General features: G+C 70.4%; 13 protein-coding genes. 3 read left to right on the top strand and 10 right to left on the bottom strand.

Going from position 1 to position 14,309, the window contains the following annotated elements; all coding sequences use genetic code 11:
- Positions 1–85: 85 nt before the first annotated feature.
- Together ACFHYQ_RS13830 and ACFHYQ_RS13825 are read left to right on the top strand one after the other, a co-directional pair.
- Complete coding sequence (locus ACFHYQ_RS13830; RefSeq protein WP_394301527.1) at positions 86–511, top strand: hypothetical protein; 426 nt, start codon at positions 86–88, stop codon at positions 509–511.
- A gap of 322 nt (positions 512–833) precedes the next feature.
- Positions 834–1,145 carry a PIN domain-containing protein gene (locus tag ACFHYQ_RS13825; protein ID WP_394301526.1) on the top strand — a complete coding sequence of 104 codons (312 nt, stop codon included), beginning with the start codon at positions 834–836 and terminating at the stop codon, positions 1,143–1,145.
- Between the two features lie 18 nt (positions 1,146–1,163).
- Here the strand turns inward: ACFHYQ_RS13825 and ACFHYQ_RS13820 are convergent, their stop codons facing one another.
- The 5 genes from ACFHYQ_RS13820 to ACFHYQ_RS13800 all read right to left on the bottom strand — a co-directional run bounded on the left by ACFHYQ_RS13820 (position 1,164) and on the right by ACFHYQ_RS13800 (position 6,936).
- Complete coding sequence (locus tag ACFHYQ_RS13820) at positions 1,164–2,258, bottom strand: AAA family ATPase (RefSeq protein WP_394301735.1); 1,095 nt, start codon at positions 2,256–2,258, stop codon at positions 1,164–1,166.
- 103 nt (positions 2,259–2,361) lie between these two features.
- Entirely contained in the window at positions 2,362–4,620 is a 2,259-nt protein-coding gene (locus ACFHYQ_RS13815) for an outer membrane protein assembly factor BamB family protein (RefSeq protein WP_394301525.1), read from the bottom strand.
- Between the two features lie 96 nt (positions 4,621–4,716).
- The gene (locus ACFHYQ_RS13810) at positions 4,717–5,595 is read right to left on the bottom strand and encodes a hypothetical protein (protein ID WP_394301524.1); all 879 of its coding nucleotides are present in this window, start codon (positions 5,593–5,595) and stop codon (positions 4,717–4,719) included.
- Entirely contained in the window at positions 5,592–6,281 is a 690-nt protein-coding gene (locus tag ACFHYQ_RS13805; protein WP_394301523.1) for a Crp/Fnr family transcriptional regulator, read from the bottom strand. Before ACFHYQ_RS13805 ends, ACFHYQ_RS13810 begins: the two co-directional genes overlap by 4 nt.
- A gap of 103 nt (positions 6,282–6,384) precedes the next feature.
- The gene (locus ACFHYQ_RS13800; RefSeq protein WP_394301522.1) at positions 6,385–6,936 is read right to left on the bottom strand and encodes an RNA polymerase sigma factor; all 552 of its coding nucleotides are present in this window, start codon (positions 6,934–6,936) and stop codon (positions 6,385–6,387) included.
- A 577-nt stretch (positions 6,937–7,513) separates the two neighbouring features.
- Here ACFHYQ_RS13800 and ACFHYQ_RS13795 point away from each other — a divergent pair.
- A complete protein-coding gene (locus tag ACFHYQ_RS13795) occupies positions 7,514–7,948 on the top strand; it encodes a GNAT family N-acetyltransferase (protein ID WP_394301521.1) in 435 nt (144 codons plus the stop codon).
- Between the two features lie 227 nt (positions 7,949–8,175).
- Here ACFHYQ_RS13795 and ACFHYQ_RS13790 read toward each other — a convergent pair whose 3' ends face one another.
- From ACFHYQ_RS13790 to ACFHYQ_RS13770, 5 genes are all read right to left on the bottom strand, one after another.
- The gene (locus ACFHYQ_RS13790) at positions 8,176–9,957 is read right to left on the bottom strand and encodes a hypothetical protein (RefSeq protein WP_394301520.1); all 1,782 of its coding nucleotides are present in this window, start codon (positions 9,955–9,957) and stop codon (positions 8,176–8,178) included.
- A gap of 42 nt (positions 9,958–9,999) precedes the next feature.
- Positions 10,000–10,926, bottom strand: a complete 927-nt coding sequence (locus tag ACFHYQ_RS13785) for a carbohydrate kinase family protein (protein WP_394301519.1) — start codon at positions 10,924–10,926, stop codon at positions 10,000–10,002.
- A gap of 16 nt (positions 10,927–10,942) precedes the next feature.
- Positions 10,943–11,848: a pseudouridine-5'-phosphate glycosidase gene (locus tag ACFHYQ_RS13780; RefSeq protein ID WP_394301518.1), complete on the bottom strand. Its 906-nt coding sequence runs from the start codon at positions 11,846–11,848 to the stop codon at positions 10,943–10,945.
- Positions 11,849–11,948: 100 nt separating this feature from the next.
- Complete coding sequence (locus ACFHYQ_RS13775; RefSeq protein WP_394301517.1) at positions 11,949–13,466, bottom strand: AAA family ATPase; 1,518 nt, start codon at positions 13,464–13,466, stop codon at positions 11,949–11,951.
- A gap of 73 nt (positions 13,467–13,539) precedes the next feature.
- Complete coding sequence (locus tag ACFHYQ_RS13770) at positions 13,540–14,301, bottom strand: enoyl-CoA hydratase family protein (RefSeq protein ID WP_394301516.1); 762 nt, start codon at positions 14,299–14,301, stop codon at positions 13,540–13,542.
- Positions 14,302–14,309: the final 8 nt, after the last annotated feature.

Below are 14,309 nucleotides of genomic sequence, written 5' to 3'. Positions count from 1 at the left end.
CCAACGGTCTGCCATCCACTCGGACACGGCACCTGGCCAGCCCCACGGCAAGCCAGGACGCATAGTCACTCGTAGGAGGGAAACATTGGCACTTCGTGATTCGATGCGGTCATCAGCTGCGCCATATCTGCGGCCGGGTGAGACCATCCAGGCCGTCTTCGGCGGTCAGACCCTGAGCAACTGGCTCTTCGGGCTGACGGGATTCTTCATCTTCCTTGCCATCAACGAGTACCGCATGTTCGTGGTCACGCCGCAGCGCATCTTGATCCTGGACGCCGGCAAGCTCAGCATGGTCAAGGCCAAGGGAGTTGTCATCGAACTACCGCGCGCGACCAGGCTGGGCTCGGGCACCGGAGTGTGGCGAGTTGCCGGCCGGCGCGGAGCGCACCGGCCGGATGCCAGCCGGAACCAAGGCTCTCCGAGCCGTTCTCGACCTTGCGGGTGTGCACCAGGGCCCGTCAGCTCGCGGTCCCACCCTGTCGGCTCGCGGTACTCCGGGAAGTACGCCTGATCGAAGGTGAGCGGGAACTGCACAGCCGGACGGCCAGATAGCGTCGACCGCAGGGCGGTTCAGCGCGGGCAAGGGCGTGCTGCACGCCGGCAGCCGCGTACCGCACGCCCGCGATCTCAAGGCCTACATGCGTGGGGAAGCGACCGGCACCGCGTGAGACTGATCGTCGACGCAGGCCCTGTCTTCGCCTACCTTTCCGCAGATGACCCTGACCACGCCAGGTCAGTCGCTCTTCTGGAAGGGTTTGAGGGTCAGCTCGTGATTCCTCAGCTCGTCTTGGCCGAGGTTTCCTACTTCATGAAGTAGGAAACCTCAGCTCGTCTTGGCCGAGGTTTCCTACTTCATCAATACGCGGGTGAAGCGTGCTGTAGGCGCGAAGAAGGCTGCGGAGACCGAACTCGCCCTCATCGACGACATCACCGCCGGTGCCTTCCGCGTCGAACCCGTGGCAGTGGATGACCGGCCTCGGATCGCTGAGTTCGTTGCCCGCTACCACGATTTTCCCCTCGGCATCACCGATGCTTCCGTCATGGTCACGGCCGAGCGCCTGAGCACCCCCAAGATCGCAACCCTGGACTCCCGACACTTCCACGCGGTGCTGTCTTCCCGGTTCGGACACTTCGAGCTTCTGTAGGTCCTTGATCTCGATGTCTCATGGGTTGGCTTCGGATGCGTGCTGCCCGACTTCTACGGCCACGTCTCTGAGACCGATCCTTGGCACCCCGCCGTACCGGCCCCGGAGGTATCCGCGCTCCATGCTCTCGTCCTTGCGTACGCCGGCATCGGTGAGCGGATACAGTTCGGACTCGCCGGTACGCCTCTTCCAGACCTGATCCCGATCGAGGGGCCGTTCGAGATGCGCCTTGCTGAGCAGCGTCACATCACGGGCGGTGAACACCAACTGGGCGCCCCGCGGATTGGCGACGACATCCTCGAACAGCCGGATCACCTCGGCGACGAGTACCGGGTGCAGGCTGGAATCCAGCTCGTCGACCAGCAGAACGGCGCCGGTGTCGAGCGCGTTGAGCATCGGGCCGAGAAAGGCCAGCCAGGCGAGCGTTCCGTACGACTCCTGACGACGGATGTCGAACGGCACGGGGCCGTCCTGACCTTGGTGGACGAGGGAGATCTCAGGTGGCTCATCGCCCCGATCCTCCGCGTCAACGCCTGTCACACCCAGATCGGCGACCGACAGCATGCCTTCGACGCGTCGGCGGAAGTCGGGTTTCAGCAGTTCCCGCCTGGTGTGGGCATCGCGCTCATGCTGATTGTTGTCTGGGCCGACCAGCCAGAGGTTGTCGTTGAACCAGGCGAACAAGGGCTGCAGTTGCCGGACTCGCAAGGAACCGGCGGCCGTGAGGAACAGCGCGTTCGGTCTGGTGTACTCGATCAGCGGCTTTTTCGGCCCCTTGAGCCGGTCGCTGGGGAAGCGGTACTCATCAACCCGTTCCGCGTCCCGATCGAACCAGACCTGCCGACGGCGACTGCCCTGCGGATAGACGTGCAGCCATTCCGTCTCCACCTGGACGTCGGACACCTCGAAGCCGTAGACGTAGCGGTTGCTTTCGATGACCACGTCGACCTCGAACAGCGAGCTCTCCCGCGCCGCCTCACGATCCAATGCGAACCGCTGCCTCGGCACTCCCTTGAGGCGGGCACAATCCGCCACGGAATCGAGCACCGCGTGCCGCATCCATCGCATGGCGGCGAGCACGTTGGTCTTCCCCGAGGCGTTCGCTCCGAAGATGGCGGCAACGGGAGCGACTCTCAGCCCGTTGATCGGCCGCGCAGGTGAAGCATGTACCGAAGTCGATCGCCAGGGACCAGGCAGTCATATCGTCTCTCCCAACTCAGATCCGGCCGGTGGCCGCGTCGATGGCCAGGACCGTCGAGGTCGACCCGGTGGTGGCGGTCAGCGTGTGCAGCAGGCCGTCCATGAGGAGCGGCTCGGCCACCGCCGCCCGCCCGAGGTCGATCGCCCAGCGGACGGCCCCGCTCGCCAGGTCGAGGGCGCCCAGGGACGTACGGCCCGGGCTCGCCACGACCGCGTACGCCGCGTCGGCGGCGACGATGGGGACGCCGCGGACGCCGCGTGCCCGCCAGCGCACCCGGCCGTCGGCGGCGTCCAGGCAGAGGCAGCCGGCGTCCTCCTGGACGCAGACGACGCCGGATCCGGCGGACGGCGGCAGCGGAGTCCGCGCGCTCGCCGTCGCCTTCCACCTGAGACGGCCGGTCCTCGGGTCGTACGACGCGACCGAGCCGCCGCCGCCCGCGATGACGACCGTGTCATCGGTCAGAATCGGCGTCCCCGGCCCGCTCGCCACCTCCCACCGCAGCTCCCCGGTCCCTGCGTCCAGGGCGAACAGCTTCCCGTCGCCGGTGCCGTACAGGACGCCGCCGAGCACGGCGGGAGCCGTACGCGAGGCGCGGCGGAACCGCCACAGCACATCGCCGGTCTTGGCGTCGAGGGCGGTCACCTCGGTGCGTTCCGCCGCGTAGACGACCCCCTCGCCCGGGTCGGCGATGCCGTGCGCGCCCGCGGAACGGTGCCAGATCAGGCGTCCGCTGTCCGCGCCGAGCGCGAGCAGCCGGCCGGAGTCGTGGACGTAGACGACGTCTCCGGCGGGCACCACCGTTCCGGACGCGCGATAGGCCCAGCGCGGGCCTCCGCTCCCGGCGTCGAGCGCGAGGAGCGCGTCGCCGGCCCGGCCGTAGAGGGTGTTCCCGGACAGGGCGAGCCGCTCGAGCAGCGGGGTGTCACGGCTGCTCCACACCGGGATGCCGGTCTCGGAGTCGTACCCGGTGATCCGGGCGCCGCCCACGTAGACCATCCCCTCCCGGGCGGCGAGCACGCGCCCGCCCGCGCCGTGCGTCGCCTTCCAGGGCAGTGCTGCCATACGCGCCAGTGCCGTATGCGCCGCCGGACGTGCGGGTACGGGCTCGGGCGGCACGCGGCCCGCCCGGTAGGCGGTCTGCGCGGTCAGGATCCGGGGCCGCGGCACGGCGGCGGGCGCCGGGGTCATGTCCCGCAGCGCGCCGAGCACGACCACGCACTTCGGATCGTCCTGGACCGCGGGCGTGACGCCCAGCATGTCGGCGATGAGATAGGCGACCCGGGGCACCCGGCTGGAGCCGCCGGTCAGGAAGACCGCAGCGAGGTCCGCCGGGGTGATCCCGGCCTGCTCGACGGTGACCAGCAGTTCCTCCACCCCGCGCGCGAGGAGGTTGTCGATCCTGGCCTCGAACGCGGCGCGGGAGATGCGGATCGGAGCGGCGAATCCGTCGGGCACGATGCTGTACGCCAGGTGGTCGGAGAGGGCCTCCTTGGCCTCGGTGACGTCGCGGCGGAGCTGGGCTCTGGCGCGTTTCGAGCGGAGGGAGTCGCCGGTCACGAGCGCGTCCCACGCCTGTGGGTCCACGCGGCCCGCCTCCTCCTCGACCAGCGCGAGCAGCGCCTCGTCCAGGTCGAGGCCGCCGAGGTGGGGGTCGCCGCCCGGAGGCCCGGCCAGCTCGAACCCGGTGGCCGTACGGCGCAGCACGGCGGTGTCGAGCGTGCCGCCGCCGAAGTCGAACACCGCGACGTGGCCGCCCACGGGCGTCGAGTCCGTCGTGTACCGCGCAGCGGCGGCGACCGGCTCGGGCATGAAGCTCGGACGGCCCGGTCCCGGACGGCCCGGGCTCGAACGGCACAGCCCGGCCCGCTTAGCGGCCTGGGACAGCAGCGCCCGCTCGGTCTCTCCCCAGGCGGCCGGGTGGGTCATGATCACCGCGTCGGGCGCCTGCCTCCCGCGACGCCGTACGGCCTCGCCGCTCGCCTTGGTCAGCACCGCTGCGACGAGATCGATCACGGGCGCGTCGCGGTGGCCGAGCCGGACGTACGGGGCGCCGAGCAGGGCGCGTTTCGGCACCGGCTCGGCGAGCTCGGGGTGGATGGCGGCGCGGCTGACGGCGGCGCGGCCCACCATGAGACCGCCGTCTTCACCCAGGCAGACGAGCGACGGGAGATAGCGGCTGTTCTCGACCTCGACGATCTCCACGCGGCCGCCCTCCGCCGTGGCGACGGTGGTGAAACAGGTCCCGAAGTCGATGGCGAGCGTCCACCCGGCCACGCGCAGGCCTCCCTTTTCTTCCACCGGCCCTTGTACTGGCTGGCCTGTTGGACGATGCCGCGGGGGCCGATGTTCCCGGTCGGCCGATGTTTCCGATCAACCCGGATCTCCGTAACCGCCATCGGCGTGATGGCCGGGATCGGGGCCGTGGGGATCGGGGCTGTGCGGATCGTGAGCGACGGGATCGTGGGCGGACGGGTCATGGCCGCCGAAATCGTCCATGCCGGATTCGGAGCCGGAGCCGGAGCCGGAGCCGGGGTCGGAGCCGGGGTCGGAGGCCGGGACGGCCGCCAGGCCGAGCGCGCCGGCCAGCCCCAGCGGCATCGCGAGGTCCGACGGCTTGACCGTCCCTCCCTCCGGGGCTCGCCCTGACGGCTGCCGCAGGAGGGAGCCGGGGTGGGGCACCGAGATCCACGCGTCGACCTCGAACCCCTTGCCGGGGATCGACACCCGCACCCGCTCGTACGGCTCCTCCGTCCGCGCGGGCGCGTCGTGCCGCATGTCGTGGTAGAGGTCGTCGGTCACGATCACGGCGAGGTCGCGGTCCGGCCGGGCGGCCAGGGCAGCGCGCAGCTGCTGCGCGTCGACCAGCCGGGAGACCGTCACCACGGCCCTGCCGACGTACCCGTTCGGGGCCACCCGCACCGTCCCCTGGCCGAGCGCGGCGCGCAGCCGCATGCGGTCTCCCGGCCAGTCCAGGGTGTTGCCGTGGCGCAGCCCGTCGGCGAGGCCCTGCAGCAGTCGGGGAACGGCACGTCCCTCGTCGATGCCCGGCGCGAAGATCACGAGTATCCCGTCGCCGCTCGGCTGGTACTCGCACCGCGAGATGTCGACACCGGCCCATCGGCAGCTCGCCTCCGTCAGCGTACGCAGCCGGCTCTGCACCGCGACCTGCGCGCGGCAGTCGCGTCCGCTGTAGGCCTCCGTGTCCAGTCGCAGGCACAGCCGGCGGATCGCGGGCGGAGTGCCGGTCAACTCACCAGCCTCCGTAACGCCCCGAGGTCCCGGATCACGTAGTGCCGGTAGCCGGTGGAGATCATGCCGCCCTTCCTGAGCGAGGCGAGGGCGCGCTCGACGCTGGGGAGTGCGGCGCCCACGAGCGCGGCTATTTCGGGTTGCGTCAGCGGGACGTCGATGTGCACCTCGGCTGATTCGGCCCGGCCGTACGAGTCGGCGAGCTGATCGAGGATCCGGGCCACCCGGATGACGACCGGTGCCCCGCTGACGTCGATCCGGTAGCGGGTGGCCATGCGCAGCTTGGCGACGATGGAGCGCTGCAGCGTGAGTCCGACGGCGGGCCGGCCCGTGACGAAGCCGAGGAACGCCTGCCGGCTCATGACGCGGGCCCGAGTGGGCACCGCGGCGATCACGGTGGCCGAACGCGGATTCTCGTCGAGTGCGGCCAGCTCCCCGATCAGGTCGCCGAAGACGCGTACGGCGAGGAGGACGGGCCGCCCCTCCTTGGAGTCCGCCATGACCTTGACGCACCCGTCGAGCAGCAGCGCCACGTCGGTGCCCGGCTCTCCGGACCGCACCAGTACGGCGCCCGCGTCGAAGCGGCGGCTGGTCCCCATCGACAGCAACGCGTCGCGGTCGCCGGGATTCAGGCTTGCCAGGAAACTACCCCTAGGCCAGCGCCTCGGCTCTTCGGATCGTTCCACAGGCTCCTGCCTTCACCGGGTGGATCGGTGTCGGTGTGGCAGAAAGAGTAGTCAGCCGGCCCGCGTTTAGGAACATCATTTCAGCATGACATGTGGCTTTTCTTCATGACATTTTGAGCAGTTCGACCAGCGCTTGCCGACCCCTGGAGATCTGAGATTTCACCGTATCGAGCGGTATGTCCCGAATCTCAGCGATTGCCCGATAAGACAGGCCGCAGTATTCGCGGAGGACAATCGCCGCCCGGAACTGCGGCGGGAGCTTCGCCATGGCCCAGTCGACCGTCATGCGGTCGCTCACGGCGTCCTCCAGTGGCGACGAGTCGGTGCGGCGGAGGACCATTTCCCCGGAGGGCGCCGGGCGTCGCGCTTTCCTGCGGACCTCGTCGATCGCGGCGTTGGTGGCCACCCGGTACAGCCAGGTGCCGATGTGTGCTCTCCCCTCGAAGTCTCGGATATGCCGCCAAGCGGCGATCAGGGCTTCCTGCAGTGCGTCCTTGGCGTCCTGCTCGTCGCAGGTGATCCGCCGGCAGATCGAGTACATGCGCTGCTGGTGCCGGTGGGCCAACTCATTGAAGGCCGGGCGGTCTCCGCGTATGCAGCGGTGTGCCAACTCCTCATCGGTGAGCTCGCGAGGAACGAGCAGTTCAGCGAGCATATACGGCCAAAAGGTCGTTCATAGCGCGGATCGTATGAGCGCGTCTTTGAACGTTCCACGTCATTTGATGGGATTCACCATAATCTGCAGCTCCGGACCCACCGGTCACCCGGAGATCTTCGCCTTGTAGGCGCCCCATCCGGAGTACGACCGATAGCCGACGATGCCGATCGATCCGCTGATTCCGCCGCCCCGTCGAGGGTGAGCGTCATCTGCCCCGATCTCGGGGCGTAAAGGTCGGCGGCCGGCCCACTGGACGCGGTGAAGTTGTTCCCCAGGGTCGCCGAGAGTCGGAGGTGGGGGTGGGGATGATTCTGGAGAAGAGGTGCATGACAGGCTCCGTCTCCGCCGAAGGCCGGGCGGAGGTGGCTCCTCCTCCTGTGCCCCCTTTGGACGGAGCTTCGACGGCCCGATGTTTCACTGCGGAACACGAAAATGTCCACACACGACCCGCGGAGCCGCCGCCGTGGCGGTGCTCCGGCGCGTCGGTCGACGCCCGATGAGCCGGTGAGATGCCTGTCTCACCGCTGCCGTACGGCATTGGACGTTTTCCCCCGGGTAAACCTAGAGTCTTCCCATGACGTCTGGTGAACTGGTGCTCCGTAAGGCCGAGAAGTCCGACGCGGATGAGATCTTCGCGCTGGCGCGTGAGTTCGCTCTGACGTTCCGGCCGGAGCGTGCGCCGTTCGACGCGGCCTTTCCGCGGCTCCTCGAGAACGAGGACACGCTGCTGATCGTGGCCACGCTCGACGGGGTGGTCCGGGGCTATCTGCTCGGCTTCTCGCATCTCACGCTGTTCGCCAACGGCCCGGTCGCCTGGGTGGAGGAGGCGATGATCGACAGCGGCTACCGCCGCCACGGCATCGGCCGCAGGCTGCTCGTCGAGTTCGAGACGTGGGCGCGCTCGCGGGGAGCCGGCTACGTCGCGATGGCCACCCGGCGGGCGGCCGAGTTCTACGGCGCCCTGAAGTACGAGGTGGCCGGCACCTACTACCGCAAAATGTGCAAGTAACCACCCCAGCCCCAGATTTCCCTCCGAATCCCCCCTCCCCCCGTGATCTTGCGAAGACTCGCACGGAGGCTGCTCTGCCTGCGGCTTTGTCGTGCGTGATCTTGCAGTATTGAGTGCAAGATCACGAAAGGTATAATCGCAGGTCAAGGGGGACGATTGCGAGTTTCTGCAAGATCACGACAGGTGAATGACCAGGTCAGCCGGTCAATCTGCGAGTATTCGCAAGATCACGAAGTGAGCGAGGTGAGCTGGGCGTCGAGGCGGTAGCCGTCGACGGTGACGTAGACCGAGTCCCCCGGCTGGGCGTTCAGCCGCATCAGGACGGGCTGGAGGGAGTCGAACACCGGCTGCCGGTCCCGCCAGACGAGCACGACCGCGTTGTCGCCGGGTCCGGTGACCGACAGCAGCGTGCCGGGGCGCATGCCGAGCTGGGCGGCGTACCCTTCGGGGACGGCCACCGGCCCGCCCCGCAGATGCTCGCTGGTGACGTCGATCCGCTGCCAGCGGCGCGGGTCGGAGGCGGGGCTGGAGGACGGGCGGGGACCCGGCACGAGATGCGGCCGGGGCTGCTGGCGCGGTTGCTGCTGCTGGTGCGGCTGCTGCCGAGGCGCCCCGCCGGTGAGCGCGTTCAGCGCGGCCAGCGCGGTCGCCGCGTCGGGCCCGTTGTTCGCCTGCGAGGGGATCGGTACGCCGCCACGGTGCTGGTGGCCGTTCGCCCCGGGCGTGCGGCGGGGCAGTGGCGCGGGCTTTTCCGGCTGTGCGGTGGGTGCCTCCGGCCGGGGCATCGACTCCAGCCAGGCCCTGGCCGAGTGCGCCCGGATGCCGAGACGGCCGAGCAGTTCGATGACGTCGGCGTCGGCGGGCTTGCCCGTCAGGAGCTGGCGGGTCTTGTCCCGCAGCCCGAACAGGTCGCCGACGACGAGCCAGCCGTCCTGGAGGCGGCGGTCGGGCATCAGCGTGACGAGCACCCGCCACAGCGGCACACCGAGGGCCGGCACCTCGACCGGGTGGGAGGGGTCGGCGGCGATGAGCTGGTCCTGGGTGGCGGCCGCGCCGAGCCACTCGGTCAGCCCGAACAGGTGACCGGTGAGAGGCGCGGAGTCTGAGGAACGCAGCCACTGGAGCACCCGCTCTTCTGCGGCTCGCTGCGCGTGGGACAGGGCATCGCGGTCGACGTTGAGGTTGTGGGCGAGCTCGCGAAGGCCGACCGGCTCGGCCGCGAACAGCCGCTGGGCCGCGACGGCCCTGGTGAGCGGGTCCCAGCCGCGGAACAGTCCGTCCACGAGCACGACCATCGGGTGTTCGCTCGGCGGCGGCGGAGGCTCGGGCGCGGCCATGGGGGCGGCCATGGGGGCAGGTCGTGCCGGAACCGCCTGGGGAGGTGCCGTCTGCGCGGGCGTCGCCGGAACAGGCCCTGTCGTGATGGGCCCTGTCTGCCGCGACGCCGCCCGCATCGGTGCCGTCTGCATCGGCCCCGTGTGCGTCGGCGTCGCCGCGGTGGAGGCCGGTACGGCTGCCGCCCGGGCCGCGGCGGCGGGCTCAGTCCCGGAGGAGGCGAGATGGCCGAAGATCTCCCGGAAGACGGTGGCGAGAATGACCTCGGGGGAGGCGGGAGCGGCGGGGGCCTGCAGGTCGCAGGGGGTGAGGCGGCGCAGCCGGTACCAGCCGCCCAGGCCGTTGACCAGTGAGCGAACCGGTTCGGGCCAGCCGGGCAGGGCCGGGTCCACGGTGTGCACCTGTAGCGCGGGAAGCAGGTCGGTGAGCGGGAGATGGTCCCAGCGGCCCACCGCCAGCCGGGCGAGCCGCTCGCAGAGCCAGTCGACACCGGTCGCCTCCATGGCCCGTCCGAGCGTGATTGAGGCCCACCAGCCGCCGGGCAGGCGTGGGTCGGCCAGCATTTCGGCCACCTGCTGCGGACGGCTCCAGCGCAGGGCGGGAACCATGTCGCTCAGGCAGATCCTTGACTCGGCGTCCATCGGTTTGACCGAACCCTCCCGCGAGTGACGCATGGTGCTAATGGTGCAGCTTACGCCGCTGACGAGCAATTGGTGTCAATAGGATAAAGTTCCCGGCGACCGGTCGGCCACAGGTCGGCCACCGACCTGCGCGACCGCCGCCGATCCCGCCTCGCAACCCTTCCGGAGGGCGTCATCGGGAGCCAGCCCGGACAGCAGGCCGGCGAGGAGGCCTGCCGCGAACGCGTCTCCCGCGCCCGTGGAGTCGACCACGGCCGCGGCGGGTGCGGAGGCACGCGCGATCACCCTCCCGCCCCGGGCGAGCAGCGCACCCTCGGCCCCCAGTTTCACGACGGCCAGGCCGTACCGGGTGCTGAGGACCTCGGCCGCCGCGTCGGCGCGCCGTTCCCCGGCGAGCAGCAGGGCCTCCTCCAGGTTGGGCACCACGACCCCGGCGGGGGAGGTCTCCCGGAGGAACCGCTCGGGCCCGAAGCCGCGCAGGAATCCGGCCGAGGCCGGGTCCACGCTGATGGTCACGCCGCGCCCGGCCGCCTCCCGCATCGCCAGCCGGGCCAGCTCCAGCCCCGGCTCGGCGAACAGCGTGTATCCCGACAGGTGCAGGTGCCCGACCCCGTCGAGCAGCGCGGGCGTCCAGTCGGCCACTCCGATGCGGCCGCCGGCGCCGCGGTTGGTGAGCATGGACCGCTCTCCCTTACCTGGCCCGGCGGCGCCGTCGACCATCGAGATCACGATCGCGGTCGGCTGCTCGGGGTCGATCCGCACGTGCGGCCGCACCCCGGTCCGCGCCAGCTCGGCCATGTGCCACTCGCCGGTGTCGCGGCCGGCCCGGCCCAGGAAGCGGGTGTCCACGCCGAGATGGGCCGCCCAGGCCGCGGTGTTCGCCCCCGAGCCGCCCGGACGCAGCGTGATGTCGGCGGGTGTGTCGGTGCCGGTGGCGACCGGGTGCGCGTGCAGCGCCACGACGTCGGTGACGACGTCGCCGATCACCAGCAGGCCGGTCATCAGATCCCCCCGCCCATCAGGTTCGCGCGGTCCAGGACGCCGCGATCTCGGCGGCGAGGCGGGTGTTTCCCCGTACGGCGGACAGGTTGGCCTCCAGCGACGCGCCGCCGGTGCCCTCCACGAGGTACTCCAGCAGGAACGGGGTGATCGCCTGGCCGGTGACGCCCCGCTCGTCCGCCGCCCGCAGCGCCTCGGACAGCACACGATCGTGCAGCGACGGGTCGAGCTGCAGCTCGACGGGGACCGGGTTGGCCACGATCAGCGCGGTCTCCGGGCCGTCCAGCGCGTCCTGGGCGCGCATGATGCCTGCCGTCTCGGCCGGCGTCTCGACGCGCCAGTCGACGGGCTCGCCCGAGCTGTGCAGGTAGAAGCCGGGGAAGTGGTCGGTACGGTAGCCGACGACGGTGACCTGCCTGGTTTCCAGGCGCTGCAGCGTCGCGGGCACGTCGAGGATCGACTTCACGCCCGCGCAGACGATGGTGATCCTGGTACGGCTCAGCATGTCGAGGTCGGCCGACTCGTCCTGCACGGCCGTCCAGCCCCGGTGCACTCCGCCGAGTCCCCCGGTGGCGAACACCCGGATGCCGGCTCTCGCGGCGAGGAACGAGGTCCCCGAGACCGTGGTCGCGCCGCTGAGGCCCAGGGCCGCCGCCGGAGCGAGATCGCGGAAGCCGAGCTTGCGCAGGCCAGGCTCGGTGGCGATCCGCTCCAGGCCGGTCTTGTCGAGACCCACGTGCGGCACGCCGTCCAGCACCGCGATCGTGGCCGGTACGGACCCCGCCTCCCGGACGATCCCCTCCAGTTCCAGGGCGACCTGGAGGTTGCGGGGCTGGGGCAGCCCGTGGGAGATGATGGTGGACTCCAGCGCCACGACCGGCCTGCCGTCGGCCAGCGCCCCGGCGACCTCGTCGGATACCCGCATGTCTCTCCTGTCTTTGAGGGAATTTGTCCGCTTCGGGACATTATGCCGGTCATGACGTCTTCTGAGTGAGTTGCCGACCCCGGGGCTCAAGAATCGTCGTTCACTGGCCGCCGCGTACCGGTCCGTCCCCGTACAACGCCGTGAGGTCGACCAGGAGCAGGTCACGGCGTCGAGCCGCCGCCTGCTGAACATCTGGGTGGAAGCCGTGGAGGGAACACAAGACCAGGGAAGCGTCCTCGGCGTGGTGGCCCAGGCCCGCCAGCAGGTCCCGGATGTGCTCGAGGCGTTCCACGTCCCGTACACCGCGCGGCTGGATCGTCGCCTTCGCCTCGCCTATGAGAGTGATCCGGGCATGGGCCGACTGGGGACGCTCGCCCGGAGCGAGCGCGAGCACATCCACCTCATGCTTCGTCTTCGCCGCCGGGTCGGGCACCTCGGTGGAGCCCACCCCACCGATTCGGAGAGCGGTCTCGTCCGGAGCGAAGGCGCGGACCCACTGGCGGACGAGGGCCTCGAAGTGCGGTCCAAGAATCTTGGAGTGGAAGGTGGGGCGGGACTCCAGCCATGCCTGCCGGGCGCGGCCGTGCTCGACCATGTCCACGAGCGGCAGGGTGATCAGCTGGTTGAAGCGGATCACCGGATCGGCGACGGTGATCACGGGGCTGCGGGCCTTGAGGAGATCCTGCGCCTTGTGCAGGTAGCCCGCCGACTCGAGCACCTCCAGTGGGGCGATCACAGTTGAGCGCTGGCGTTCCAGCAGGCCACCGATCCGCGCCGGGGTGGAGGCGCCCTGTGCGACCGCGGACAGCAGGTCGTAGTAGAGGGTGCGATGGGTGATTCGCGGGTCCTCACGCAGCAGGAATTCCGCCTCGACCCGTGAGTAGAGGGCACGACCGGGGTCGAGGAGTGTGCGCTGGATCCAGTCGTCGAACTCCGCCGTGCTCTGCGGACTCCCACCGGGCGCGAGGGGCCGGTAGCCAGGAGCGCCGCCCACGCAGGCGTTCACCAGCAGCGCTACCTCGGGATCGTCGACCTGCCAGTGTTCCCGTGCTGTGCGGTAGCCGAACGCCTGCAGGCGCAGGTCGAGCATGGCCCGGCCGCGAAGCGGCTTGGTGCCCGACAGCAGCTCGTTCATCACGCTCATCGCCGAACCGCACAGGACGATCCGCCCGCCCGGCGCCTTTCCCGACTGCGAGCGGTCGTAGAGCAACTGCAGCAGTCCGGGGATCTCAGGGGAGTGCTGGAGCAGGTAGGGCAACTCGTCGATCACCAGCAGCGGAGCTCCAGGCGCACGGTTGACCACATCCAGCGCGGTGGTCAACACCTCCTCCCACCCCTCCAGGCGCAACGCACCCACGGGTACGCCCGCGTGCTCGGCCACGGCCTCGCTGAACCGCTGCAGGGCCAGGACCCGACCCTCCTCCTGCACGGCGGTCAGGTACAGGCCACCGGCCGCCTCCGTGAGCGCCTCCAGCAGGAACGACTTCCCGTTGCGGCGCCGCCCCGACATGATCGCCACGCGCAGCTGCGGTGCCGGATCCTCCACGAACTCCCGCAGCAGCGCCCACTCCCGGTCCCGATCCAGCACCCGGGTCGGCTTGCCCAGCTGTTCAGCCATGCACCTACCACTTTCGTTATGGTCGACCCATACGGATTCGGTTAAGGTCAACCATAACAAGTGATGGCGCTGCTCAGCCGGCCGTCCAGGAGGGAGGCCGCTTCTCCCGGAACGCCCGGATGCCCTCCTGGCCCTCCGCCGAGGTGAAGCGCTCGGCCGACAGGTCGGCCATGCGGCGCAGCCCCTCGTCGAAAGACATCAGCGGCACCTCACGGACGAGCCGCTTGGTCGCGGCCAGCGCCTCGGGGCCGCCGCGCAGCAGCATGCCCGTGTAGCGGGCCACCTCGGCGTCGAGGTCGCCGGCCGGCACGGCCCGGGTCAGCAGCCCGACCTCCACCGCGCGATGGGCGTCGAAGACCTCGCCGGTCAGGAAGTACTCCGCCGCCGCCCGGGGATCGAGCCGCCGCAGGCAGGTCACCGCGATCATCGCGGGGGCCACCCCGAGACGCACCTCGGTGAACGCGAACGACGCGGTGTCGGGGGCGACGGCGAAGTCGCAGGCCGCCACCAGGCCCAGGCCGCCCGCGCGGGCCGTGCCGTTCAGCCGGCACACGACCGGCTTGGGACTCTCCCAGATCAGGCGCAGGACGTCAGGAAAGGACGCGGTGACCGGTGCGCCGCCGCTCCGCTGCTCCTTCAGGTCGGCGCCGGCGCAGAACACCGGCCCGGCGCCGGTCAGCACGATCACCCGGACCGACGGCTCGGCCAGGGCCAGGCCCAGCGCGTCGTCCAGTTCGCCGAGTAGCCGGGCCGACAGGGCGTTGCGGTTGTGCGGCGAGTCGAGCGTGATAGTCGCCACACCGCCCGCCTGCTCCCGGCGAACCAACGGTTCCATCAAGCCCC

Source organism: Sphaerimonospora cavernae, assembly GCF_042435035.1.
In the GTDB taxonomy this organism is placed as follows: Bacteria; Actinomycetota; Actinomycetes; order Streptosporangiales; family Streptosporangiaceae; genus Sphaerimonospora; species Sphaerimonospora cavernae.
Note: the sequence above shows the minus strand (reverse complement) of the source record. Positions and strands in the feature narration are given on the sequence as shown.

Bases quoted from the DNA above. Each gene is read 5' to 3' on its own strand.
- ACFHYQ_RS13775 (WP_394301517.1), bottom strand. From the start codon at position 13,466: ATGGCTGAACAGCTGGGCAAGCCGACCCGGGTGCTGGATCGGGACCGG.
- ACFHYQ_RS13790 (WP_394301520.1), bottom strand. From the start codon at position 9,957: ATGCGTCACTCGCGGGAGGGTTCGGTCAAACCGATGGACGCCGAGTCA.
- ACFHYQ_RS13785 (WP_394301519.1), bottom strand. From the start codon at position 10,926: ATGACCGGCCTGCTGGTGATCGGCGACGTCGTCACCGACGTCGTGGCG.
- ACFHYQ_RS13780 (WP_394301518.1), bottom strand. From the start codon at position 11,848: ATGCGGGTATCCGACGAGGTCGCCGGGGCGCTGGCCGACGGCAGGCCG.
- ACFHYQ_RS13770 (WP_394301516.1), bottom strand. From the start codon at position 14,301: ATGGAACCGTTGGTTCGCCGGGAGCAGGCGGGCGGTGTGGCGACTATC.
- ACFHYQ_RS13795 (WP_394301521.1), top strand. From the start codon at position 7,514: ATGACGTCTGGTGAACTGGTGCTCCGTAAGGCCGAGAAGTCCGACGCG.
- ACFHYQ_RS13800 (WP_394301522.1), bottom strand. From the start codon at position 6,936: ATGCTCGCTGAACTGCTCGTTCCTCGCGAGCTCACCGATGAGGAGTTG.